Genomic DNA, 24,659 nt, shown 5'->3' on the forward strand with positions numbered 1-24,659 from the left:
CATGTTTACCTGTGCTCATTTGAGATGAGCACCTCATCAGGTGATATGGTAACATTTACTCATATACCTACCATTTCAACGGGTCAGGAGACTATGCATGTCTATTCAGCCCCTACAAAAAATACAGGCTATTGCCGTCGTCAAAGCTTATTTCATTGAGCGCAAAACGAAAAGCCAGATTGCCGATGAGTTGGGGATTTCACGCTTTCGTGTCGCGCGGATACTCGACGAAGCAATAGAAAGTGGCTTGATCAAGTTTGTTATTGCTGAACAAGACGAAATTGATAGTGACCTTTCACAACGACTGGCTAAAAAATTTGCCATCAGGCAAGTAGTTGTTTTAAGTGGCCCAAATGCTGCTGCCAGAACATTGATCCCACAACTAGGGGCGCTCGGTGCTTCCGTTGTTGAAGAGTTGTTGACGTCTGGTATGAATGTTGGCATTGCTTCCGGGCGCGTGCTTTCCGCCATGGCTGACGCATTAAAACATCTGCCATTTTTGGATGTTGTACAGGCGACTGGCGCGTTACCCGGGATGGAGTTTTCCCATAATTCGATTGAATTAGTCCACCGAATTGCTCAGGTTGGAGAAGGAAAAGCGCATCCTATTTATATTCCGATGTGGGTTGATAGCCCGGAGACGGCACAAAATCTGTTGCGCGAACCGAGCGTGGCCGCAGTGCATGAACGTTATAACCACCTCGATGTACTCATTACCGGTATTGGTTCATGGACCCAACCAGAATCTTGTATGTTCAACACATTTCCGGAAGCGTGGCGGCAACAGGTATTAAAAAATGGGGTATGCGCCGATCTCTGTACAGCATTGATTGATGAAGAAGGAAATCTTGTTCCATCTCCTTTAGATCAGTTAAGTCTTTCTATAAAACCGGAACAGATACGCAAAATTCCTGAGATCATTGCCATTGCTGGCGGACAGGAAAAACATGCCGCGATTGCAGCGGCGCTTAAAGGGCGCTGGGTAACAACACTCATTACTGATGCAGGTACTGCCCGATACCTCCTTTCTTTATAATTCCACACTGTGCGCTCAAATGAGCGCATGCATCATTTCTCTTATCGTTTGTTAACTCTTCTCATTGCGCTTTTTAAGGCTTTACTGGCTGTTTTTAGCGAAATTTTGTGATCAATGATCGATCTAAAGCAGATTCTCATTGCTCAAGTTGCTTGTTGTTGTAAATTTAGACAAACAAATGAGCGGAGCATAAATACAAATGAGCAATATAAATAATTTTAGTATCAGTGAGGTCGCATCTCAGGTCACTGACGCTGAAATAAGAGCGGTCGCTGCGATCAAAGACCTTTTTTCTCAACAAGTGCTTAGCGATGTTGCGGATCTACTGGCGAATTGTCAGGGAAAGGTCCTGGTGACGGGGTGTGGAACGTGTGGTGCGGTTGCCGCGCGAACTGCACATTTGCTGTCTGTATGCGGAACGCCAGCATTTCATCTCTCTCCTGGCGATGGTTTACACGGTGGCCTTGGCGTCTTAACCGAACACGATGTCATCCTCGCGTTTTCCAAAGGTGGCAGCTCACTTGAGCTAAATGATTTTTGTGCGCGTGGACGTACGTTGGCAAATCATCTGGTTGTTGTCACTGCGAATCCAGATTCCGCGTTAAGTCAGCAAGCAGATTATGTCCTCAATATTCCCCTGGAAAAAGATTGTGATCTGGGCGGAGTAATTGCTACCGGTTGTACGCTGTCGTTCTCCGCGCTGACCGATGTGTTGGTTGAACTTACCCGCAGAATGCGTGGCTATGAGTGGGAGTCATTTTTCTATACGCATCCAGCGGGCGCCGTTGGGAAGCACGCCGAAGATAGCCTGAAACGTTTACATAATAGCGAGCAGGGGTAAGTAACATGGCGCGCGATATTGTTGCTGGCATTGATTCTTCAACCCAGTCTTGCACCGTGTTACTACGGGATCTGGCTTCTGGAGAGGTGATTGCGCAAGCTCGCGCGCCGCATCCCCCGACTACGCCGCCCTGCAGTGAGCAGGAGCCAGAGTCATGGTGGCAAGCCTTGTGTGTTGCCCTGGAAGAGCTGAAAGCATATTGGCCGCGGATTGCTGCACTGGCTGTGGGCGGACAAGGCCACGGTCTGGTTATGCTGGATGAACATGATCAACCGTTACGTCCGGCTAAATTGTGGAACGATACTGAGTCAGGCCCACAGGCAAGAGCACTTTGCGCCATGTTGTCCGGGCAGGAGTGGGCTTGCGCGACAGGGTCAGTGCCTGGGCCGGCATTAACCATTTCTAAACTGGCCTGGACTGCGGAGCATCATCCCGACATTCTGCCGAAAATTCGTCGCATTATGTTGCCTTTTGATTACCTGGTCTGGCGTTTATCTGGCGCTTTTGTCACCGAGCGTGGAGGGGCATCCGGTACTGGTTACTTCAATCCTTTCAATAATACCTGGCAACCGCAGCTTACTGCATTGATTACATCGAAAATTGACTGGCTGCCTTTGTTTCCCCGCATCATTCCTTCGAGCCAGACGGCTGGGACAGTGCAAGCCAGTGCTGGTTTTGCGGAACTGACTGGCGCGCTGGTCGGTGTCGGTACTGGTGATAATATGTCAGCGGCGCTGGGAATGAATCTTCAGCCTGGAGACATTGCTATTTCAATCGGTACCAGCGGCACACTGTATGGCATTTCACTACAAGGCATTGTCGATCCGACAGGGACCTTAAATGGTTACGCCGATGCAGGCGAACGGTTTATGCCGATGGTCACTACGCTGAATGCCGCCAAAGTTACGGATACTTTTCGTCGAATATTACGCGTCACCACCGATGAATTTGATCAACTGGCGCTGTCCAGTCCAGCTGGCGCAGAAGGCGTAACGTTAATCCCTTATCTTGATGGCGAAAGAACGCCGAACCTTCCTTCTGCACAAGGGCAGCTGTCGGGTATTCGTTCCACAACCACTGACGCGCATATTGCCAGAGCGGTTATTGAAGGCGTGCTCTGTGGGTTATTGATGGGGCGGGAGACGCTTTTTGGCGCAGGGTTTAATGCACAAAGTGGCGGGCGTTTGCTGTTAACGGGCGGCGGAAGTCGTTCACTCGCTTATCGACAGATCCTCGCAGATTTAACGGGTGAAACGGTATGGGTTAGTGCGGTTGATGAAACTGCCGCCGCTGGCGCCGCAGTTCAGGCAGCCGCGATTGTTTATGGTTGCGGCAATGTTGAAATGGCTGCGCGCTGGGACGTGGCGCTTCGTCAGGTTGCCGAGCCGCGAAGCGATGGTCGATTTGTCATGCAGCAGTATGCCGCGCGGGCAAAGGTATTCCGGGAGATTAACCATGAGTCAAATTGATATTCATCCAGCGAAAAAACCCATCAAAGTTCCGGTTGAAACCGGGATTGCCGTCGTGTTTATGCTGGTTATGTTGGGGGGATTTATCGCTTCTCCTAATTTCCTGACAGTATCAAACCTGATGGTGCTGTTACTGAACGGCGCAGTAATTGGATTTTTGTGTCTTGGGCAATCTTTTGTTCTGCTGACGGGCGGCATTGATCTTTCTTGCGGTTCAATTGTGGCGATGACCTGTGTGGTTGCGGCATTGCTAATGGAAAAGTTCGGCCTACCCTGGCAAATCGCAGTTCCTGTGGTACTGGTAGTTGGTGCATTAACTGGGTTTATCAATGGGTTAATCATTGAAAGAACGGGTGTGCCACCTTTTATCGTAACTTTTGCCATGATGGGTGTTGCTGCTTCGATTCCACAGATTATTACTGGTGCAGAGTCCATTCGGGTAACACAAATAGGTTATAGCCTGATTGGTCAATCGAAACCATTAGGTATTCCTTTTCCGGTCATTGCTTTGGTATTAGCCATTGTGATAGCGGTGATATTTTTACGCAGAACGGTCACAGGCACACATATTTATGCTGTTGGCGGTAATGTCGACGCTGCGCGTTTATCGGGAATTAGTATTCCGCGCATAACGTTGCTGGTTTATGCCATCTCCGGTTTGTGTGCAGCATGCGGTGGGTTAATTTACGGTTCACGCTTAATGACCGGATATCCCACAGCGGGGCGCGGTGACGAATTATTTTTCTCGATTGCTGGCGCAGTTGTTGGCGGTGTGAGTTTATTCGGCGGTACGGGAAGTATTATTGGGGCCATGATTGGTGCCATGCTTATTGCCGCGATTTCAAACCTGATGAATGTAATGAATGTCAGCGCCTACTGGCAGCCATTGGTTATCGGTTTGATTATTTTGTTTGGTGTGACATTCGACACGTTAAGAAGTACAAAGAAATTAACTATTCCATGGTTAAAAAAACGTAATTCAACGAACCGATTATAAGAACATCATGTACCCTACCAAAGGAGACGGTCATGCAACTTGGTAAAAAGTTTATTCTGGCAACATCAGTAGTGCTAATAGCTACTGCGTTAGCTGGTTGTAATAGAGAAGAGGCGGCGGAAACAGCAGGCAGATCAGATACAAAAACATTAGGCGTAACATTGCCAAATTTGACGAATCCTTATTATGTGGCGATGAAAAAAAGCTTTGAGGAAAACGGGAAAGCGCAAGGCTTTAACGTCAAAGTTTCTATTGCCGATAACGATGATGCAAAACAACTTTCACAAGTGCAAAGTTTTATCCAACAAAAAGTTGATGCTGTTGCCGTAAACTGTGTCTCCTCTGGGCCTTGCGTATCGGTTATTGGTGAACTGAATAAAGCCAATATTCCCGCATTTGCTATTAACATTATGCCTGATACCAATGGCATGAAGCAGCAAGGCGTAAGTATGGTGCAAGGTGTTCAGACCGATCAGCGTGAAGGGGGGAAATATATCGGTCAGCAGTTAGTTAAAGATTTAGGTCCTGACGCGAAAGCGGTTATTGGTATTGTCGGTGAACCGACCTCTATTTCCGCAAATGCACGCGACGATGGGTTTAAAGAAGCGATAGCCAGCAATCCAGGTTTAAAAGTCGTGGCATTAGTTAACGGCAAAGTTGAAGAAACGACGTCCCTGAAAGTCACGACTGAAATGTTGCAAGGGAATCCTGATATGACCATCGTTTTTTCCGATACAGAACCCGCTGCGCTGGGGGCTACTGCAGCAATTGAGCAGCTCGGTAAAAGCGGTACAGTACAGTTATATAGCTTTGTTGATAAAGAGGGTGTCAAGAAAATTACCGACAACAAAGTGCTAAAAGCTGGTGCCATTCAGGAGCCCGTAAAATTAGCAAAATTGTTAGTTGAGAGTGTGAAAAAACATTTTTCTGGTGAAAAAGTACCTGAGATGCTGAATAGCCCGCCACTGCTGGTCAATAAAGATAATGCTGGCGAAGTTATCAATTCTGCGTATTGATAAGTAATGATGACGAAAGGCGAAACTAAAATGGATTATACCGCTCGACAAATTAAAATAGCATTCTCTGGTGTTCAGGTACTTCACGGCGTAGATTTTTGCGTTAAGCCTGGAGAGATTCATGGTCTATTTGGTCATAATGGTGCAGGTAAATCAACATTGCTCAAAATACTGGCCGGAGTTAACCCTCATGACTCGGGAGAACTCCGGTTGGGCAATAACGTTATTCGTCTTTCGTCACCTCGTGATGCGCTAAATAAAGGGATCGCCTGTGTTTATCAGGAACTCCGACTGATCCCCGGAATGAGTGTATGGCAAAATTTATTTCTTGGGCGTGAAATAAGAAAAAATGGTTTTCTTGATGAAATTACCATGCGAGATCATACCGTAAAGATTATTGAGGAATATGGTCTTAGTTTTCATGCGAATGATTTAGTTAAGGATTTATCGCATCCCGATAAACAAATGCTTGAAGTGATTGCGAATCTCGACCGCGATGCTCGTTTTCTCTTTCTCGATGAACCCACTACTGCGCTGGAAGGACATCAGGCAAAAGAGTTGCTGAATGCAGTACAGCGTATTGCAAGAGAAAAAAGTATCGGCGTGGTGCTGGTATCTCACAAACTGGATGAGGTTCTGGGTGTTTGCGATAAAGCAACGGTGATGTGCGGCGGCAAAGTCATTTACCATGCCGATAAAGAGACGCTGAGTAAAGACGCTATCGTTGATGCGATAGTCGGAGATGCTGCCGTTTATCAGGCATCTGAAGAGAAGCGAGATATTTCTGCTTTATCTCTACCCTTATTTTTACAGGTTAATCACCTGACAACGCCGCGTTTGAAAGAGATTAATTTAACTGCCAGGAAAGGAGAAATTCTCGGTATTTATGGTCTGGCGGGGGCGGGGCGGACGCGATTTTGCCGGACGCTGTATGGTCTTGAACCGCAAACTGGCGGTGAGATCCTGATGAATAATCAACAGTACCATCCATCTTCTCCTGGATGGGCAATTAAAAATAACATTGCCTATTTAACGGAAGAGCGCAAAAAGGATGGTTTCATTCCAAATATGTCCAGCTTTGTGAATGCAACGCTACCTATATTGCAACGTTTTCGGTCTTCAGGATTGGTTAATCACATGCAAGCGGAGGAATCCGCCTCTGAAATTTTGCGCCAGATGAACACGCGAGGAACCCTGACAGGACCAATTAAATCATTGTCGGGTGGGAATCAACAAAAGGTTTTGTTTGCCAGAGTCATTGGTCAAAAAGCGGAACTGGTCTTGCTTGATGAACCGACTAAAGGTGTTGATATTGGTGCTAAAGCCGACATTTACAAAATAATTTATCAGCTGGCTGAAGCTGGTTGCTGTGTCTTAATGGTTTCCAGCGAAGAAGAGGAATTGCTTGAGGTTGCCGATAATATCGTTGTATTCCGTCAGGGAGTCTGTGATGGCGTAGCGATCCCTGCACAGCAGTTAACGCCTGCGCTATTGCGTAAGGCGGCCTGGAGTGAAGGGGAGGCGGTGAAATGAATATTTCTGCCAGTGTTTATGCCGCCAATCCTCTGTATATCAACAGTCAGATTACGGCGTTGTTGCCTGACATTGAATCCCTGCATTTTGATGTTATGGATGGGCATTTCGTTCCTGCTTATGGCTTAAATATCACCTTATTTCAGCAATTAAAGGAAAATTTCGACCTGCCGATCGACGTCCATTTAATGGTGACGAATCCAGAAGAATGGGCACTTTCTTTCGCGCAAATGGGGGCGAGGTATATTGCTGTTCATCCAGAGAGTTGCCGCGACCCTGTTTCATTATTACGTGCGATTCGGCAACGGGGTGCGAAGGGATATCTGGCGATAAGTACATCGCTGTCAATGGTGGATGTGCAGCCATTAATTGCAGAAGCGGACGGTATATTGATATTGAGTGCACCTGCGGGCGGTGGTGAATTTATACCGGAGATGTTGCACAAAGCCCAGGATATACCTGCTGATTTACCGGTTGTCTATGACGGTAGAATGCAGAAAAATCGATTTCATCTGTTAAGAAACCAACCCCACGATCAGGTTGTTATTGGCAGTGCGTTATTTAATTCACTGATGCCAGAGGATAAATAACCCCTCTCCTGAGAAAAGAAGAGGGGGAAAGCATTAAGCCTGTTTAGCCGCTTCAGCAGCTTTGACGATCACTGCGAAAGCATCAGCTTTCAGAGAAGCACCGCCAACCAACGCACCGTCGATGTCCGGCTGAGCAAACAGTTCTGCAGCGTTAGACGCGTTTACAGAACCGCCGTACTGAATGATCACTTGTTCAGCGATGTTAGCGTCAACTTTAGCGATGTGGTCACGGATAAATTTGTGAACAGCCTGTGCCTGCGCTGGAGTCGCAGACTTGCCAGTGCCGATTGCCCATACGGGTTCGTAAGCGATTACTGCACCTTCGAATGCAGCAGCGCCCTGAGTTTTCAGTACCGCATCGATCTGGCGTGCGCAAACTTCTTCAGTTTTGCCTGCTTCATTTTCAGCTTCAGTTTCACCGATGCACAGAACCGGAGTCAGACCCTGTTCTTTCAGTACAGCGAATTTTTTCGCGATCAGTTCGTCAGACTCTTTGTGGTAAGTACGACGTTCAGAGTGACCAATGATGATGTACTGTGCGCCGATGTCTTTCAGCATAGCAGCAGAGGTTTCACCAGTGAATGCGCCGGACAGGTTCAGATCTACGTTCTGAGCACCCAGCATGATGTGGCTGCCTTCAGCTTCACGCTTCGCCATATCGATGTACATTTCCGGTGGCGCGATTGCAACCGCACAGCCAGCAACGCCTGCCAGCTCTTTACGCAGGTTAGAAACCAGCTCGTGAACCATGTGGCGGCTGCCGTTCAGTTTCCAGTTACCCATCACTAAAGGATGTCGCATTTTAATTCTCCACGCTTATAAGCGAATAAAGGAAGATGGCCGCCCCGCAGGGCAGCAGGTCTGTGAAACAGTATAGAGATTCATCGACATAAAGGCTTTGCTTTTTGTCATTGATTCAACCCTTCCAGCGTTTCAGATAGCGCCAGCTTAATCGGTTCAACAGCGAAGGTCAGCCCCTTTTCGCCGTTGTCCGCGACAACATAGCGCAGAGCGCCTTCTGTCTCGGTGTAATAACGTTTGTTTTTACCCGCAGTGAGTAATGACTGTAACTTCTTCTGGCTTTGCGCTTTAGTCATCAAAGGCGTGAGCGTGCGAATGACTGCGGCCATATATTCCTGGGCTTTCGCCCTGGCGGCTTTTTGCTCTGGCCCCTGGATTGGCAACCAGGTAATTTGAATGCTTTTGATTTTTAAAGTGCCGCGCTCCAGCGCTGTAGAGGCATACAAGTTCTCGTTAATTTTACTGGCGGCGCGAGTCAGGTTGGCTTTGTCGGGGCTGCTGTCGATAGCGCGAAACTCGTTCAGTGGCAGGCTGGGGTTCTGGCTGTTAAAGTTTTCTCGAAACTGGCTGATAGAGAGATCGAAGGTAGGGGCGCCAGCCAGCAAGTAAGGCGCTGTAGTCGCCGTACTTTGTGTTTGTGCATACGCCGTTGTTGTCACGGTTAATGCAGAACATATGAGAAAAAACAGCGTACACCCTGACTTCATCGACAGTACCTTTTGTTATGACTGGCTTCGATTAAAACGATATCTGTCGCCCTTGTCAAAAGGGTAGAATCCTGGAGAAGACAACCACCAAGGAACTTACATGACCATACAGCAATGGTTATTCTCGTTTAAAGGGCGTATTGGACGCCGTGATTTCTGGATTTGGATCGGCCTCTGGTTTGTTGGCATGCTGGCGCTGTTTTCACTGGCAGGTAAAAATTTACTCGATATCCAGACCGCAGCGTTTTGCCTTGTGTGCCTGTTATGGCCAACAGCGGCGGTGACAGTTAAACGGCTGCACGATCGTGGGCGTTCCGGCGCCTGGGCGCTTTTGATGATTGTGGCATGGATGCTGCTGGCAGGTAACTGGGCAATTTTGCCGGGAGTATGGCAATGGGCGGTGGGGCGTTTTATCCCAACATTGATTCTGGTGATGATGCTTATTGATCTTGGGGCTTTTGTCGGGTCACAAGAGGCAAATAAATACGGTAAAGATACTCAGGATGTGAAGTATAGAACGGATAATAAATCAAGTGATTAACTTTTAATATATCTATTATTGCTATTTTCCCCCGGGATCGTTATTCCTTTATGAAAATAACGATCCCGGAAAATCCTTCTCATATCCTCACCTTAAGCAATATCAAAAAAAATGGTAATCCATAAGATCATTACTTGTTTGTTCTTCTGTTAACGGCGCATTATTCTTAAGTGGCAATCGACAGAGAGGCGAATATACAGAGGTGCCCTATGAAAGATGTCGTAGATAAATGCAGTACTAAAGGATGTGCGATTGATATCGGTACCGTTATTGATAACGACAACTGTACCAGCAAGCTGTCGCGCTTTTTCGCCACTCGCGAAGAAGCAGAATCCTTTATGACGAAACTGAAAGAGCTTGCCGCCACTGCATCCTCTGCGGATGAAGGGGCCAGCGTGGCCTACAAGATTAAGGATCTGGAGGGGCAAGTCGAGCTTGATGCGGCTTTCACCTTCTCATGTCAGGCCGAGATGATTATTTTTGAGCTATCCCTGCGTTCACTTGGTTAATGGAGTTAAACATGGCTTATAAACATATTGGCGTGGCAATTTCCGGGAATGAAGAAGATGCCTTACTGGTGAACAAAGCTCTGGAGCTCGCCAGACATAATGACGCTCACCTGACGTTAATTCATATTGATGATGACTTAAGTGAGTTTTATCCGGGCATCTATTTCCCTGCTACAGAAGATATTCTTCAACTGTTGAAAGATAAGTCTGATAACAAACTGTATAAGCTGACTAAGAATATTCAGTGGCCGAAGACGAAACTGCGTATTGAGCGTGGGGAAATGCCGGAAACACTGCTGGATATCATGCAAAAAGAGCAGTGTGACCTCCTTGTTTGCGGTCATCACCACTCATTTATCAATCGCCTGATGCCTGCTTATCGCGGCGTTATCAACAAGTCGACGGCAGATTTGCTAATCGTGCCGTTTATCGACAAGTAACTGCTTACCAATAATGCTCCGCTGTCATGTGACCCGGTCGACGACGTAAATGCTTCGTCATCTGCCGGGTCTCTTTCAGCAGTTGCTGGGTGTCCCGCACCATCTGTGGATTACCGCACAGCATTACATGGCTGGTCTCTTTGTTCATCGGCAGGCCAACGGCATTTTCCAGTGCGCCGCTTTCAATCAACGCCGGTATCCGCCCGGTAAGCGACCCTTCTGCGGTTTCCCGACTGACTACCGTTTGAATACGTAGTTTCCCTTCATAACGTTTTTCCAGTTCCCGCATTAGCGGCAGATAGCTTAAGTCCGCGGCATAACGCGTAGCGTGAACCAGTACCAGATTTTTGAAGCGATCTAAATCTTTGCCCAGTTGCAGAATAGACAAATAGGGGCCAATCGCCGTCCCCGTCGCCAGCATCCACAGTGTTTCACTATTCGGCACTTCATCCAGTACAAAGAATCCTGCCGCTTCGCTAACAACGTGTACTTCGTCACCCGGTTTTAGCGCCGCCAGTCGTGGACTTAATTTGCCATCGGGAACGGTTACCAGGTAAAACTCCAGATCGGGATTGTCTGGCGAGTTAACATAGGAGTAGGCGCGCTGAATACGCTCGCCGTCAATATCAAGGCCAAGTTTGGTGAATTGCCCGGCAGTAAACGGATGCACGGGGGCGTGAACGGTGAGACTAAACAGGGCGTCGGTCCAGTTCTGCACTTTAGTAACTTTGCCTGTTACCCAATCAGCCATGTTTTTCTCCTGTTTTGATTGACTGACCTTATCTTCGTTCTCCGAACAAAAAAATTCCAGTCCCGAAGGACTGGAAGGCTCAATCGATCAAATCGGTCAGAGGATGTGCACCTGCATTTCCGGGTCTTTGCGATCCAGATAGTGAATCGACTGAATGCGGCGAATGGTGCGTGACTTACCGCGAATCAGCAGTGTCTCAGTGGTGGCGATATTGCCTTTACGGCTAATACCTTCCAGCAGATCACCCTTGGTGATGCCGGTTGCGGAGAAAATAACGTTATCGCTGCGCGCCATATCACCCAGACGCAGCACTTTACCGGCTTCGATACCCATTGCTGTACAACGCGCCAGCTCTCCCTCGCCAATACGGCGATTCTCTTCGTTGTCGCCTTTGACGTCATGACGCGCCAGCAGACGACCATTCATATCGCCATCTAACGCGCGGATCACTGCCGCGGAAACTACGCCTTCCGGCGCGCCGCCAATACCGTACAGCACATCTACTTCACTATCCGGCATACAGGTGAGAATTGAGGCGGCAACGTCACCATCAGGAATAGCAAACACACGCACGCCAAGTTGTTGCATTTGGGCGATTACCGCGTCATGACGTGGTTTCGCCAGAATCGTTACCGTCAGTTCGCTTAATGGTTTGCCGAGCGCTGTCGCAACGTTGCGCAGGTTATCTGCCAGCGGCAGATTCAGGTCAATGGCGCCTTTCGCTCCTGGCCCGACGATCAGCTTTTCCATATACATATCCGGCGCATTGAGGAAGCAGCCTTTATCCCCCACAGCCAGCACCGCCAGCGCATTTGCCTGGCCCATCGCCGTCATGCGCGTGCCTTCAATCGGATCAACGGCAATATCTACCGCATCGCCGTGGCCTGTCCCGACCTTTTCACCAATGTAGAGCATTGGCGCTTCGTCGATTTCACCTTCGCCAATGACGATAGTACCGTCAATGTTGACCTGGTTGAGCATAATACGCATGGCGTTAACCGCCGCGCCGTCAGCGGTGTTTTTATCGCCGCGTCCTAACCATTTGTAGCCGGCCAGCGCCGCAGATTCGGTGACGCGGGAAAATTCGATGGCAAGTTCTCGTCTCATAGCAAACTCTAAGCAGTAAGGAATGGCGCGAAGTGTAGCACAGGGGAAAGGAGGGATTATTGATGTGTGCGGGGTTGCCCCCGCACGGTTTCAGCGCCTGCATGATGCCGGATATGTATCCGCCTCGTAGGCCAGGTAAGACGCGTCAGCGTCGCATCAGGCGATCTGCATCAGGCAATCAGCTCTGGTGCCTGACATTACTCGTCGTGTTCTTCCCACGCCATCGCGCGTTTAACTGCTTTTTTCCAGCCAGCGTAACGGTAATTACGTTCGGTGGTTTCGATGCCAGGACGGAACTCGCGCTCAATCACCGCTTTCTCGTGCAGTTCGTCGAGATTCTGCCAGAAGCCGACAGCCAGACCCGCGAGGTATGCCGCACCTAATGCAGTCACTTCGCGGACTTCCGGGCGCTCTACGCGAGCGCCGAGGATATCGGACTGGAACTGCATCAGGAAGTTGTTCGCCACCGCGCCGCCATCTACGCGTAATGCGTGCAGACGAATGCCGGAGTCAGCCTGCATCGCTTCCAGCACGTCACGTGTCTGATAAGCGATAGATTCCAGCGTTGCACGAATAATGTGGTTAGAGTTCACCCCGCGAGTTAAACCGAAAATCGCCCCGCGCGCATACGGATCCCAATATGGCGCGCCCAGCCCGGTAAAGGCCGGAACCACATATACGCCGTTGGTATTTTGCACTTTAGTGGCAAAGTATTCGGAATCGTAGGCGTCATTGATCAGCTTCATTTCATCGCGCAGCCACTGAATGGATGCGCCCGCCATAAATACGGCGCCTTCCAGAGCATAATTTACTTCTCCGCCTGGGCCGCAAGCGATGGTCGTCAGCAGTCCGTTTTCCGATTTTACGGCCTTCTTGCCAGTGTTCATCAGCATAAAGCAGCCGGTGCCGTAGGTATTTTTTGCCATCCCTTCTTTAACGCACAATTGACCGAACAGCGCCGCTTGCTGATCGCCTGCGATCCCGGCGATCGGAATACGTGTGCCGCCTTTGCCGCCAATGTTGGTCTGACCATACACTTCGGAAGAACGACGCACTTCCGGCAGCATCTCGCGCGGGATATCCAGCGCATCAAGCATTTTGTCGTCCCAGTCCAGAGTATGGATGTTGAACAACATGGTACGAGACGCGTTGGTGTAATCGGTGACGTGAACGCGACCCTGGGTCATTTTCCAGATAAGCCAGGTATCAACTGTACCAAACAACAGTTCGCCACGACGCGCACGCTCGCGGGAACCCTCTACATGGTCGAGGATCCACTTCACTTTAGTGCCGGAAAAGTACGGGTCAACGACCAGGCCGGTGTTGTTACGAATGTACTCTTCCATGCCATCGCGTTTTAGATGCTCGCAGATGTCGGCAGTACGGCGACACTGCCAGACAATGGCGTTATAAATGGGCTTGCCGGTTTCTTTTTCCCAGACGATGGTGGTTTCACGCTGGTTGGTAATACCGATAGCCGCAATTTGATCGGAACTGATGTCTGCTTTCGCCAGCACCTCAACCAGCGTGGAGCTTTGGGTGGCCCAGATTTCCATTGGGTCGTGTTCTACCCAACCTGCTTTCGGGTAGATTTGCTCGAATTCGCGTTGCGACACGCTAATGATATTGGCATCGTGATCCATCACGACCGCGCGGGAACTGGTGGTGCCCTGGTCGAGCGCGACGATATATTTTTTTTCAGTCATGATTATTTGTCCCGTAGTCACATTACAGCGAAGCTTTTTGTTGTGAAGGTGTAGTGGTCTCTTTCTCTTCCACAACACAGGTATCGCACGGCAAATGGCGTCCAATCAGTTTGCGATAGGCAAATGCGCCTATAATTGCGCCAACGATGGGGCCGAAAAGCGGTACCAGGAAGTAAGGAATGTCTCTGCCGCCGGTAAAGGCGACGTTGCCCCATCCAGCAAGCCAGGCAAAGGCTTTCGGACCGATGTCACGTGCTGGGTTCATGGCAAAGCCCGTCAATGGGCCCATCGATGCGCCAATGACTGCAATCAGCAAACCAATCAACAACGGAGCCAGAGGCCCACGCGGTACGCCGTTGCCATCGTCGGTTAACGCCAGGATCAGCCCCATCAGAATAGCGGTAATCACCATCTCAACTGCGAAAGCCTGCACAAAATTGATATGAGGATTAGGGTAAGTAGAGAAAGTACCTGCCAGATCAACACTTTCGACGCTTCCGCGCACAATGTGATGAGTCTGCTCGAAGTCGAGGAATAAATTGTAGTAAAGCCCGTAAACTAATGCCGCGGCGCAGAAAGCACCGGCAAATTGTGAAACGATAAAAGGGATAACCTTGCGCTTGTCGAAACAGGCAAATAGCCACAATGCGATGGTGACTGCTGGATTAAGATGTGCGCCGGAAACCCCTGCGGTTAGATAGATTGCCATCGCCACCCCCAGTCCCCAAATGACACTGATTTCCCACTGACCAAAAGTCGCCCCAGCGACTTTAAGTGCAGCTACGCAACCCACACCGAAAAAAATCAACAACCCGGTACCGAGGAATTCAGCAATGCACTGGCCTTTCAAGGTTGATGTTTGACTCATAATCGGATCCTGAAGAGTTAATGTTTGTTGTATGCGTGAAAGTCACGGACCTTCACGATGCTTGTAGGTTCGCTGTGAATTTATCGTTAACGAGCAAAAACGAGAAATATCGAACTTAAAATGTGTGTGCTTCGTCATAAAATGAGCGTTATCGCGCCATCTATTTCCCATGTTTGTACATGATGCACGCTTGTAAGATCATTTGTGTAACAAATATATTAACATTTGCAATTCGCGTGGGGTATGTAACCAGGAGAAGGACGAAAAGTGTAGCAAACCGTAATCTGCAAGGCGTGCCGCTGGACAGCGATGTCGCGGCTTCATACAATCGGAGCTAACTAAAGTGCGCTCGTATTTATTAAGGCGTCACCGATAATCGGGACGAGGATTTTTATCCATCAACGCCTTGCAATTCAGGAGAGGTATGACGATGTCATTAGAAGTGTTTGAGAAACTGGAAGCAAAAGTACAGCAGGCGATTGATACCATCACCCTGTTGCAGATGGAAATCGAAGAGCTGAAAGAAAAAAACAACTCATTGTCGCAAGAAGTTCAGAATGCCCAGCATCAGCGTGAGGAGCTGGAGCGTGAGAACAATCATCTGAAAGAACAGCAAAACGGCTGGCAGGAACGTCTGCAGGCTCTGCTGGGTCGCATGGAAGAGGTTTAATCTCTTTCACACTGAGGCGCCGCAAGGCGCCTTATTTTTCACTTCACTGCATTTTTAGCAGACAACATAATCTCCATCGCCTGTTGGCGATATTTTTCTGCCGTATCTGGCTCCATTAATGCAATGAGCCCCACAGCCCTGGGGGTATCTTCAAGATAAACGCTGATAGTTCTCTTCTGCTGACCATCAAAAGTTATTAGCACATCCTGATATTTGCAGGTGAAATGTTTGGCATTACAATCATGAAACTGGAAGGTTTCTTCATTGTATTGATCCTTGAGATTGTCTCGCTGCATCTTCTTTAACTCTTCCAGCGAGTCATCGGCGCTACGCCCTGCGGGCAGGCGGAAAGCAGAGATAAAGACGCTATTATCTTCACTTCTTATATCAATGGTTTTATCAGTACTAATGGAAACCGTATTCCAGTGTCTGTTCGGGACAGTCACGGAAATTGCAGCATTCTGAAATGTATATTGCCACGGGGTGAACATACGAAACATATTGCCGATATTGGATAAAAGCAGCACTCCCAATACCCAGCAGCACCCGCGAGTAAAACTGGCGAAGTTACGCGTTTTTTTAGTGAATGCGCACAGGATCCCAGATACAAGCACCGGGAGTAATAACGGCCCCAGAAATACTGAACCGATATACTCGCCAACCATGCCAGGATCTCCAGCAAGCAAGTTACTGTGCTGAAGATGACTAAGAAAAACAGTTATTATCCATAGTATAAATAAGATAACATATCTCATATCAATCCCTTATTATATAATGTGCTCTCTACTACCGATAATTCATATCGATATTCCCGGAATAGTTAATTTACCATATAACTTAATTTCCGATGTTATATTGTTTTTTGGGGATTGGGTGTCGATAATTAATTTATATTGTTAGATGTGAAGCATTGATGTTTAAAATGAATCGAACAAAGGAACATAATAGTTGTTATAAGTATTTAGTATATAAAAAAGGGGGAATTTAATTCCCCCTTTTAACGCATGGCAGAGAGTTATTCAATATCCAGCGGATCTTCGGAAAGAATAATTCCGGTATTGTCGGCATAGAGATGGTCGCCGGAGAAGAAAGTGACGCCGCCAAAGTTGACGCGGACATCGCTTTCGCCAACGCCTTCACCTGCGGCGCCGACCGGAATTGCGGCCATCGCCTGGATGCCGATGTCCAGCTCTTCCAGATCATCAACCTGACGTACCGCGCCGTAGATGACCATTCCTTCCCATTCATTTTGTACTGCCAGACGTGCCAGCTCAGCATCGACCAGTGCGCGACGAACAGAACCACCGCCATCGACGACGAGGACATGACCACGGCCATTCTGTTCGAGCAGATCGTACAGCAACCCGTTGTCCTCGAAACATTTTACCGTGATGATTTGTCCGCCAAACGACGCCCGTCCGCCAAAGTTGGAGAACAGCGGTTCCACGACGTTGACATCTTCCTGATAGATGTCACAAAGCTCGGAAGTATCGTATTTCATAGGCTTAACATTCAGTTGCTGCGAGAATTTTCAGTATATCGCGCTATGTGGGTTGTTGGCAAAATCATCAATTGTTAATTGATATTTGTCAGTTATGCTACCCACTGGCTTAAGAATATTCCCAAAACAAACAGCAAGTTAGTCAGTAACGCGCCTTTGACAGTGCGTTCCAGCATTGGGCGCATTGCCACCGGATTCATTTCACGCATCACATAGCGAGTTTGTTTCACCAGCAACGGCGCCGCCAGCAGGAACAGCCAACCCCACAGGCTATGCAGAGAAAAGAGATTAAACAGCGCCAGACAAACCAGAGAGCCCATCAACAGGCAGGCATGGTAACGTCGGGCGTTAATTTCACCTAAGCGTACTGCCAGCGTGTTTTTGCCGTTTTCACGGTCACTATTGATGTCGCGCAGGTTGTTAATGTTCAGTACTGCCGTGGCCAGCAGACCACAAGCCGTTGCCGGAAGGAAAAGCGCCGGAATCAGAGTATGGGCTTGTAAGTACCAGCTACCCATTACACTTAGCCAACCAAAAAATACCAGTACGGAAATATCACCTAAACCTATGTATCCGTAAGGACGATTGCCTACGGTATAGGTGATTGCGGCGATGATCGACAGTCCACCCAGAATCAGGAAGCCGACAAAATCGGTTAACGTGTGACATGCCACCACCACCAGCGCCAGCCCTGAGAGGCAGATCAGCGCCACGGTGATAATGAGCGCACGTTTCATTTGCTGTTGAGTAATGACGCCTTTTTGCATGCCGCGTAACGGCCCAATACGGTCAGGTTTGTCGCTGCCTTTAACGGCATCGCCGTAATCATTGGCGAGGTTAGAGAGAATTTGCAGCAATCCTGCGGTGATTAACGCTAGAAGAGCGACCAGCGGATCGAAGTGACCTTGCCACCATGCCAGTGTCGTCCCGACGATAATTGCAGCAAAGGCGAGAGGGAGGGTTTTAGGTCGTAAACTTTCCAGCCACGCCTGAGTTCGGCTAATTTGTTGTTCAGTCATATTACGCGCCAATAAAAATGGGGCCTTTCAGCCCCATCAAACAATGATGAAAATGATTGAACGCGATTATAGGATAAAACGGCTCAGATCTTCATCTGCCACCAACGCATCCAGATGTTTGCTCACATAATCTGCGTCAATAGTGATGGTTTGACCGCTTAAATCACTGGCGTCGTAGGAAATCTCTTCCATCAAACGCTCCAGAACGGTATGTAAACGACGTGCACCGATGTTTTCGGTGGATTCGTTCACCTGCCATGCGGCTTCGGCAATGCGCTTAATACCCGACTCAGTGAACTCGATGTTCACGCCTTCGGTCGCCATCAGCGCTTTGTACTGCACGGTGATGGACGCATTCGGCTCGGTCAGAATACGTTCGAAGTCGCTGGTGGTCAGTGCCTGCAATTCAACGCGGATCGGCAGACGACCTTGCAGTTCCGGGATCAGGTCAGACGGCTTCGCAATCTGGAATGCGCCAGAAGCGATAAACAGAATGTGGTCGGTTTTGACCATCCCGTGTTTGGTGGAAACGGTACAACCTTCTACCAGCGGTAGCAGGTCGCGCTGAACGCCTTCACGGGAAACATCCGGGCCGGAGGATTCGCCGCGCTTACAGATTTTGTCGATTTCGTCGATAAACACGATCCCGTGCTGCTCAACAGCGTCGATAGCATCTTGTTTCAGCTCTTCCGGGTTCACCAGTTTCGCTGCTTCTTCTTCAATCAGCAGCTTCATGGCGTCTTTGATTTTTAGCTTACGCGCTTTTTGCTTCTGACCGCCCAGGTTCTGGAACATGGACTGTAACTGGCTGGTCATCTCTTCCATTCCCGGAGGCGCCATAATTTCAACGCCCATCGGTGCGGCGGCAAGATCGATTTCGATTTCTTTGTCATCGAGCTGGCCTTCGCGCAGTTTTTTGCGGAATGCCTGACGGGCAGCGGAAGGTTCCTGCTGCTGTTCGGTCTGTCCCCAGTTGTTTTTAGCTGGCGGGATCAGCACGTCGAGAATACGTTCTTCTGCCAGCTCTTCAGCGCGATAGCGGTTTTTCTCGATGGCTTGTACACGCACCATTTTCACTGCGGCGTCAGTCAGATCGCGGATAATAGAATCCACTTCCTTACCGACATAGCCTACTTCGGTGAATTTGGTTGCTTCGACTTTGATGAATGGCGCATTAGCCAGTTTCGCCAGACGACGGGCGATTTCGGTTTTACCGACGCCGGTCGGGCCGATCATCAGGATATTTTTTGGGGTGACTTCATGGCGCAACTCTTCGTTGAGCTGCATGCGGCGCCAGCGGTTACGCAGTGCAATCGCCACAGAACGCTTGGCGTTGTCCTGGCCGATGATGTGCTTATCCAGTTCGCTGACGATTTCGCGTGGGGTCATTTCAGACATGGGAGATCCTTACGCTTTGTAGCTTAATTCTTCGATGGTGTGGAAATGGTTGGTATAGATGCAAATATCGCCTGCAATATCCAACGCCTTTTCAGCAATTTCACGAGCGCTAAGTTCTGTGTTTTCTAACAGCGCACGCGCCGCAGCCTGGGCGTAAGGACCGCCGGAGCCGATAGCAATAAGATCGTTTTCTGGCTGCACTACGTCACCGTTACCGGTGATGATGAGCGAAGCGGTTTCGTCCGCGACCGCCAGTAATGCTTCAAGTTTGCGTAACATGCGATCGGTGCGCCAGTCTTTCGCCAGCTCAACGGCGGCTTTGACCAGATGGCCCTGATGCATTTCCAGCTTACGTTCAAACAGTTCGAACAACGTGAAGGCATCCGCCGTGCCGCCGGCAAAGCCTGCGATCACTTTATCGTTATACAGGCGGCGAACTTTTTTTACGTTGCCTTTCATTACGGTGTTACCCAGTGTGGCCTGACCATCACCGGCGATTACCACGTGGCCATTACGGCGTACGCTTACTATAGTTGTCACGAGCAGACCCCTTGGTTAGGAATACAGAATCCAAACCCCGCACAATAGTGCGGGGCATAATGAGAGTATAGATGGGGGAGATTTTGAGGGTTTCAACCCCCGGCGGCGAGCCGAATGCAGTTTGTATGACCCGCCATCTTCAAACGGTTGAGGGTGCTATCTGCGTTCTCTTTGCCTTTCACCGGGCCAATGACCACACGATTCCAGCCATTGTTGGTGGTAATTTTTGAATCAAAGCCTTCAAACGCTAGCTGAGCACGTACCGTCTCTGCCTGTTCTGCGCCTCTGAACGAACCGCACTGTACCATCCAGCGGCGTTCGTCTTTTTTCTCTGCCGTTGGTTTTGGTGCGTCCGCGGCGCGGGCAACAGGCGCAGCTTGCTGTTGTTTCGGCTGCGAGGCGGTGGTGTGCGCAGGCGTTTGCAGCAGATCCTGATACGGCTGCTGAGTGGAAGCCGGTTTAGATTGACGCGGTTGCGACTGTACCTGCGCGGTTTGCGATGTACGCGTCTGCTGCTGCCAGCTTTGCTCTGTCGTACGCGGCTGTTGGGCCAGACGTTGTTGTTCCGCAAACTGCTGCGCCTGACGCTGGCGTTGCAGCGTTTGCTGACGCTGTGCCGGCGTTTGTTCGTTCCACGGGACCTCAACCAACTGAGTCGGCTGCTGACGCATATCTGCCTGCATTTGCTCAAGAAGCTGGCGTTGTTCCGGGGTCAGTTGTTCCGGGTTTTTTACTTCTCCGCCCGCAGAAGGTTCTGTTGGCGCGCGTACACCAGGCTGGCGACTTTCCAGCTCTTTAATGTAGCGCCAGCGCTCTTCCGGCTTCGGCGGTAACCCGTTTCCGGTCACTTTCTGGCTTTGCAGCGTCTCGGACTCTTCTTTCTTGTGATGCGTAATGAAGTACAGACCACCGATAAAGGTCACAAGGACGGCGGCAGCAATAGCGACCATTGCGGGAGAAACCGCAGGCATGTTTCGTTGCTTTTTCCGTGAGGTGCTCTTTTTTCGCCGCGAAGGTGCCTGTTGGCTGCGGCGTACATAATCTCGTTGTGCCACTATCGTTTCGCTGTATTTATTCGTTCGTCAGCCCGCCATGTTACTTAAGCGGCGGGCCTTTGACCAGTCGCGTAGGCCTTAAAGGTTTACTTTAAGTTAACGCGCGTGTTGATCCCCGGATAATAAGTTCGCAGTCCATTAAACGTGATCCACTGCCGACTATTTGTCCTTGCATTTGATCAAGCAATAACAGCATAGCCTCCCGACCAATTTCATAACGTGGTTGCGCGATGGTTGTTAGCGGAGGATCGCTAAATTGCGTCAGGTCTATGTTATCGAAACCAATTATAGAAAGGTCTTCGGGGACTTTCAGCCCCTGACGCTTGGCCTGCGAAAGTGCGCCGAGTGCCATTACATCGCTATGGCAGAAGACTGCGGTAGGCGGTTGTGGAAGGTCGAGTAATTGCTGCATAGCTTTGCTTCCGGCTTCGAAGGAGAAGTCACCCCGGGCAATATAATGCGGGTCAACCATAATGCCGCAACGCCGCAGCGCCTGAACGTAGCCTTGCAGGCGGTAATGACACAGCGGCATTTCTTCGGGACCAGCAATACAACCAATCCGTTTATGTCCCTGTTCATACAGATAATTTACTGCATTAAAAGCAGCGGTCAGATTGTCGATATGAACCGTAGGCAGTTCCAGCTCCGGTGCGAATTCGTTCGCCATCACCATCGGCGGCAGATTACGTTGTTCCTCAATGCTGGCATCAAACGGTAGCCTTGAACCCAGCAGCAACATGCCATCAATTTGCTTGGTGATGATCAAATCGATAAAGGTTTTTTCCTGCTGATTCTGATGGGCGCAGTCGCCAATCAGCACCAGATATCCGTGGCTTGCCGCTGTGACTTCGATACCGCGAATAATTTCGCTAAAGAAGGGATCGCAGATATCCGGGACAATCACCAGAATGGTTCGGGATTCATTACGTTTGATGTTGCGCCCCATTGGCTGCGGAAAATAACCCACTTCCCGGGCCGCTTTTTCTACCCGACTACGGGTGGCCTGAGAGACTTTGTCGGGGTTCATTAACGCTCGGGAGACGGTGGCCGTTGAGACTTTTGCCTTCAGAGCAACATCTTTCATCGTCGCTGCAGTTTCCTGCTTCTTCGCTTTCACTCTCACTCCTCGCCTGGCACATCAGGCGCAGTACTTCCATGTTGCTTTCACATCGGCAACATTTTTAGCAGATAGCGCGTGAAAACGGTTACAGAATTTTCATGAAAAGTGTGATGAATATTAAATTTTTCGATCCGCCTCGCATCGTGAGCGATTTAACCCTCAATAGGATCGACATCCAGCACCCATTTCACTTTTCGTGAATCGGGTATTGTATTGATAAGCGCTAATGTGCCGTTGATGATGTGCTGCAAGCGCACGCGGGAAGGGTGCTGCAACAAGATTTGCCAGCGCCAGCGACCGCCTCGTTTAGGGGCCAGTGCCGGAACCGGACCGAGAACCCACAGTTTGTCATCCGCCAGCGGGCTGGAGAGGATCAGATTACGCAGTTGCTGCAAGAACAGCGGCGCGTGCTGATTGTTATGATCTTCCGCGCGTACAATCACATGGCTGGTCCACGGCGGTAGTTGCATCATCCGTCGCTCAGCAAGCGCCTGTTCAGCGAAAGCGTCGTAGCCTTTATACAGCAACGTTTGCAACAGAGGATGTTCAGGATGGTGTGTTTGCAGCACCACTTCGCCCTGTTTACCCGCACGCCCGGCACGCCCGGCGACCTGAGTGTAAAGCTGGGCAAAACGTTCCGCCGAGCGGAAATCCGCAGAAAACAGCGCACCGTCCACGTCCAGTAATGCCACCAGCGTCACATCCGGGAAGTGGTGGCCTTTCGCCAACATTTGCGTGCCAATCAAAATCCGTGCACCACCGCGGTGTACTTCCGCCAGTTGCTGTTCCAGCGCGCCTTTGCGGCTGGTGGTGTCGCGGTCGATACGTGAAATGGGTACGCCAGGGAACAGTGGCGCTAACGTCTGTTCAAGTTGTTCGGTGCCCAGTCCCACCGGCACCAGATGCGTGGAGCCGCAGGAGGGGCACTGGCGCGGCACCGGACGCTGACTATCGCAATGATGACAGCGCAGATGCTGTTGTGCCTGATGCAACGTGTAGTAGTGATCGCAGCGCGGACATTCGGCAATCCAGCCACAATCATGGCACAGCAACGCAGGCGCAAAACCCCGACGATTAAGAAAAAGAATGACCTGATTGTCGGCTTGTAAATGTTGGCGCATACGGGTGATCAACGCCGGAGCCAGCCCCGCCTGTACCTTCTGACCTTTTAAATCCAGCACGTGTTGAATTGCCGGACGCGCATTCCCCGCCCTACGGGTCAGGCGCAGCAGACGGTATTTTTTCTGCTGTACATTACATAACGTTTCCAGTGCGGGCGTTGCGGAGCCAAGAATAATCGGGATTTGCTCGCTGTGCGCACGATACACCGCCAGGTCGCGGGCATGATAGCGCCAGCCTTCCTGTTGTTTGTAGGAACTGTCGTGCTCTTCATCGATAACAATCACGCCGAGATTTTTAAATGGCGTAAACAGCGCGGAGCGGGTGCCGATAACAATCGCCGCCTCGCCATTTTTCGCTTTCAGCCACGCCGAAAGGCGCTCGCTGTCGTTCAGGCCGGAATGCAGAACTTCTACTGGCGCATTAAACCGTTCACGAAAACGGGCGATAGTTTGCGGCGTCAGGCCGATTTCCGGCACCATCACCAGCGCCTGTTTGCCCTGAGCGAGTACATTTTCCAGGACGCTCAGATAAACCTCTGTTTTACCGGAGCCGGTAACGCCCGCCAGCAGCCAGGCAGAGAAGGTATCCGCCGTGCTATGGATGGCGCCAACGGCGGTGGCCTGTTCGGTATTCAATCGCAATCGCTCACCAGAAACGGCATAGTTTGTGCGCCAGTCGCTAAACTCTGGTGTTTCACTTGCTAAATCACACAGACCTTTTTTGCGCAGCGCCTGCAACGCGGCATCATTAAATTCAAGTTCCGCAACCTGGTCACGCCAGATTTTCCCTTGTCGCAATGCTGCCAGTGCCTGTTGCTGCTTTGGCGAGCGTTTCAGGCTGTTAATATCCACCGCCTGACCTTGTTCAGTAGCAAACCAGTACCACATCGGCGCGTTCGCTGCAGGCCGCCCCTGGCGCAATAAAATCGGCAAGGCATGAAACAATACATCGCCAATTGGATGATGATAGTAATCCGCAGCCCACAGCAGTAATCGCCAGACGGAGTGAGTAAACACCGGTTCAACGTCCAGCACGTCTACCACCGCTTTTAGTTCATTGAGCGGCAACTCGCTGATATCGCTAACTGACACCACAATCCCGATGCGCTCCTGCTGTTTGCCAAACGGCACGCGTACGCGACACCCGGCTTTAACTGTCATGCCTTCTGGTAGCAGATAGTCAAAGGTACGAGGAAGCGGAACGGGCAAGGCAACGTGGGCAACGGGCATAGCATCATCCTGGCTTGAAATTCGGTGGAACAGTATACACATTGCCGCAGAGGAGTGCGGATCAGTTTGCATACGCTGGTTAATTTCTGTATG

The 24,659-nt window shown here is 49.9% G+C and carries 25 protein-coding genes; 11 read left to right on the plus strand and 14 right to left on the minus strand.

The features are described from left to right. The first annotated feature begins 97 nt into the window (after nucleotides 1-97). The 7 genes from PS053_RS15500 (at nucleotide 98) to PS053_RS15530 (ending at nucleotide 7,482) form a co-directional block, all read left to right on the plus strand. On the plus strand, nucleotides 98-1,036 hold the full coding sequence (locus PS053_RS15500) for a sugar-binding transcriptional regulator (protein WP_000027396.1): 939 nt from the start codon (nucleotides 98-100) through the stop codon (nucleotides 1,034-1,036). Nucleotides 1,037-1,235: 199 nt separating this feature from the next. Further along, nucleotides 1,236-1,877, plus strand: a complete 642-nt coding sequence (locus tag PS053_RS15505) for an SIS domain-containing protein (RefSeq protein WP_000065503.1) — start codon at nucleotides 1,236-1,238, stop codon at nucleotides 1,875-1,877. A gap of 5 nt (nucleotides 1,878-1,882) precedes the next feature. Then, nucleotides 1,883-3,346: a xylulokinase gene (xylB, locus tag PS053_RS15510; protein WP_000090274.1), complete on the plus strand. Its 1,464-nt coding sequence runs from the start codon at nucleotides 1,883-1,885 to the stop codon at nucleotides 3,344-3,346. Further along, nucleotides 3,333-4,343: an ABC transporter permease gene (locus PS053_RS15515; RefSeq protein ID WP_000077983.1), complete on the plus strand. Its 1,011-nt coding sequence runs from the start codon at nucleotides 3,333-3,335 to the stop codon at nucleotides 4,341-4,343. Before xylB ends, PS053_RS15515 begins: the two co-directional genes overlap by 14 nt. A 32-nt stretch (nucleotides 4,344-4,375) precedes the next feature. After that, nucleotides 4,376-5,359 (plus strand): substrate-binding domain-containing protein, encoded by a 984-nt coding sequence (locus tag PS053_RS15520; protein ID WP_001175923.1) that lies wholly within the window; start codon nucleotides 4,376-4,378, stop codon nucleotides 5,357-5,359. A 30-nt stretch (nucleotides 5,360-5,389) separates the two neighbouring features. Continuing rightward, nucleotides 5,390-6,892 (plus strand): sugar ABC transporter ATP-binding protein, encoded by a 1,503-nt coding sequence (locus PS053_RS15525; protein ID WP_024165365.1) that lies wholly within the window; start codon nucleotides 5,390-5,392, stop codon nucleotides 6,890-6,892. Next, nucleotides 6,889-7,482, plus strand: a complete 594-nt coding sequence (locus PS053_RS15530; RefSeq protein WP_001026700.1) for a beta/alpha barrel domain-containing protein — start codon at nucleotides 6,889-6,891, stop codon at nucleotides 7,480-7,482. The genes PS053_RS15525 and PS053_RS15530 overlap by 4 nt, the downstream gene beginning before the upstream one ends. 33 nt (nucleotides 7,483-7,515) lie before the next feature. On the opposite strand, the gene tpiA is transcribed toward PS053_RS15530, so the two are convergent. Continuing rightward, a complete protein-coding gene (gene tpiA / locus PS053_RS15535; RefSeq protein ID WP_001216325.1) occupies nucleotides 7,516-8,283 on the minus strand; it encodes a triose-phosphate isomerase in 768 nt (255 codons plus the stop codon). Between the two features lie 107 nt (nucleotides 8,284-8,390). Next, nucleotides 8,391-8,990 (minus strand): YiiQ family protein, encoded by a 600-nt coding sequence (locus tag PS053_RS15540; protein WP_000834911.1) that lies wholly within the window; start codon nucleotides 8,988-8,990, stop codon nucleotides 8,391-8,393. A gap of 100 nt (nucleotides 8,991-9,090) precedes the next feature. On the opposite strand from PS053_RS15540, the gene PS053_RS15545 reads away from it, so the two are divergent. From PS053_RS15545 to uspD, 3 genes are all read left to right on the plus strand, one after another. Then, nucleotides 9,091-9,531: a DUF805 domain-containing protein gene (locus PS053_RS15545; protein WP_000155267.1), complete on the plus strand. Its 441-nt coding sequence runs from the start codon at nucleotides 9,091-9,093 to the stop codon at nucleotides 9,529-9,531. Between the two features lie 209 nt (nucleotides 9,532-9,740). Beyond that, on the plus strand, nucleotides 9,741-10,040 hold the full coding sequence (locus PS053_RS15550) for a DUF406 domain-containing protein (protein ID WP_000655995.1): 300 nt from the start codon (nucleotides 9,741-9,743) through the stop codon (nucleotides 10,038-10,040). Between the two features lie 11 nt (nucleotides 10,041-10,051). Continuing rightward, the gene (gene uspD / locus PS053_RS15555; RefSeq protein ID WP_000323550.1) at nucleotides 10,052-10,480 is read left to right on the plus strand and encodes a universal stress protein UspD; all 429 of its coding nucleotides are present in this window, start codon (nucleotides 10,052-10,054) and stop codon (nucleotides 10,478-10,480) included. Nucleotides 10,481-10,484: 4 nt separating this feature from the next. Here uspD and fpr read toward each other — a convergent pair whose 3' ends face one another. From fpr to glpF, 4 genes are all read right to left on the minus strand, one after another. Next, nucleotides 10,485-11,231 carry a ferredoxin--NADP(+) reductase gene (fpr, locus tag PS053_RS15560; protein ID WP_000796308.1) on the minus strand — a complete coding sequence of 249 codons (747 nt, stop codon included), beginning with the start codon at nucleotides 11,229-11,231 and terminating at the stop codon, nucleotides 10,485-10,487. 96 nt (nucleotides 11,232-11,327) lie between these two features. Further along, nucleotides 11,328-12,338 carry a class II fructose-bisphosphatase gene (gene glpX, locus PS053_RS15565; protein ID WP_001250632.1) on the minus strand — a complete coding sequence of 337 codons (1,011 nt, stop codon included), beginning with the start codon at nucleotides 12,336-12,338 and terminating at the stop codon, nucleotides 11,328-11,330. A gap of 197 nt (nucleotides 12,339-12,535) precedes the next feature. Then, the gene (gene glpK / locus PS053_RS15570) at nucleotides 12,536-14,044 is read right to left on the minus strand and encodes a glycerol kinase GlpK (RefSeq protein WP_000136774.1); all 1,509 of its coding nucleotides are present in this window, start codon (nucleotides 14,042-14,044) and stop codon (nucleotides 12,536-12,538) included. A 22-nt stretch (nucleotides 14,045-14,066) separates the two neighbouring features. Further along, nucleotides 14,067-14,912, minus strand: a complete 846-nt coding sequence (gene glpF / locus PS053_RS15575) for a glycerol uptake facilitator protein GlpF (RefSeq protein WP_000084280.1) — start codon at nucleotides 14,910-14,912, stop codon at nucleotides 14,067-14,069. Between the two features lie 424 nt (nucleotides 14,913-15,336). Here glpF and zapB point away from each other — a divergent pair, with 424 nt between their 5' ends. Continuing rightward, nucleotides 15,337-15,582 (plus strand): septal ring assembly protein ZapB, encoded by a 246-nt coding sequence (gene zapB / locus PS053_RS15580; protein WP_001296623.1) that lies wholly within the window; start codon nucleotides 15,337-15,339, stop codon nucleotides 15,580-15,582. 38 nt (nucleotides 15,583-15,620) lie between these two features. Here zapB and PS053_RS15585 read toward each other — a convergent pair whose 3' ends face one another. The 8 genes from PS053_RS15585 to priA form a co-directional block, all read right to left on the minus strand. Then, on the minus strand, nucleotides 15,621-16,247 hold the full coding sequence (locus tag PS053_RS15585; protein ID WP_137654355.1) for a hypothetical protein: 627 nt from the start codon (nucleotides 16,245-16,247) through the stop codon (nucleotides 15,621-15,623). A 350-nt stretch (nucleotides 16,248-16,597) separates the two neighbouring features. After that, nucleotides 16,598-17,083 carry a ribonuclease E activity regulator RraA gene (gene rraA, locus PS053_RS15590; RefSeq protein WP_000872905.1) on the minus strand — a complete coding sequence of 162 codons (486 nt, stop codon included), beginning with the start codon at nucleotides 17,081-17,083 and terminating at the stop codon, nucleotides 16,598-16,600. Nucleotides 17,084-17,175: 92 nt separating this feature from the next. Next, complete coding sequence (gene menA, locus PS053_RS15595; protein WP_010342312.1) at nucleotides 17,176-18,102, minus strand: 1,4-dihydroxy-2-naphthoate polyprenyltransferase; 927 nt, start codon at nucleotides 18,100-18,102, stop codon at nucleotides 17,176-17,178. Nucleotides 18,103-18,168: 66 nt separating this feature from the next. Further along, a complete protein-coding gene (hslU, locus tag PS053_RS15600) occupies nucleotides 18,169-19,500 on the minus strand; it encodes an HslU--HslV peptidase ATPase subunit (RefSeq protein ID WP_001293346.1) in 1,332 nt (443 codons plus the stop codon). A gap of 9 nt (nucleotides 19,501-19,509) precedes the next feature. Then, nucleotides 19,510-20,040, minus strand: coding sequence for an ATP-dependent protease subunit HslV (gene hslV / locus PS053_RS15605; RefSeq protein WP_000208242.1), 531 nt, complete (start codon nucleotides 20,038-20,040; stop codon nucleotides 19,510-19,512). Between the two features lie 92 nt (nucleotides 20,041-20,132). Next, a complete protein-coding gene (ftsN, locus tag PS053_RS15610) occupies nucleotides 20,133-21,095 on the minus strand; it encodes a cell division protein FtsN (RefSeq protein WP_000068854.1) in 963 nt (320 codons plus the stop codon). Nucleotides 21,096-21,186: 91 nt separating this feature from the next. Further along, entirely contained in the window at nucleotides 21,187-22,212 is a 1,026-nt protein-coding gene (gene cytR / locus PS053_RS15615; RefSeq protein WP_000644912.1) for a DNA-binding transcriptional regulator CytR, read from the minus strand. Between the two features lie 155 nt (nucleotides 22,213-22,367). Further along, complete coding sequence (gene priA, locus PS053_RS15620; protein WP_025237941.1) at nucleotides 22,368-24,566, minus strand: primosomal protein N'; 2,199 nt, start codon at nucleotides 24,564-24,566, stop codon at nucleotides 22,368-22,370. Between the last annotated feature and the right edge of the window lie 93 nt (nucleotides 24,567-24,659).

This window comes from Escherichia albertii, from assembly GCF_028622335.1.
Taxonomy (GTDB): Bacteria; Pseudomonadota; Gammaproteobacteria; order Enterobacterales; family Enterobacteriaceae; genus Escherichia; species Escherichia albertii.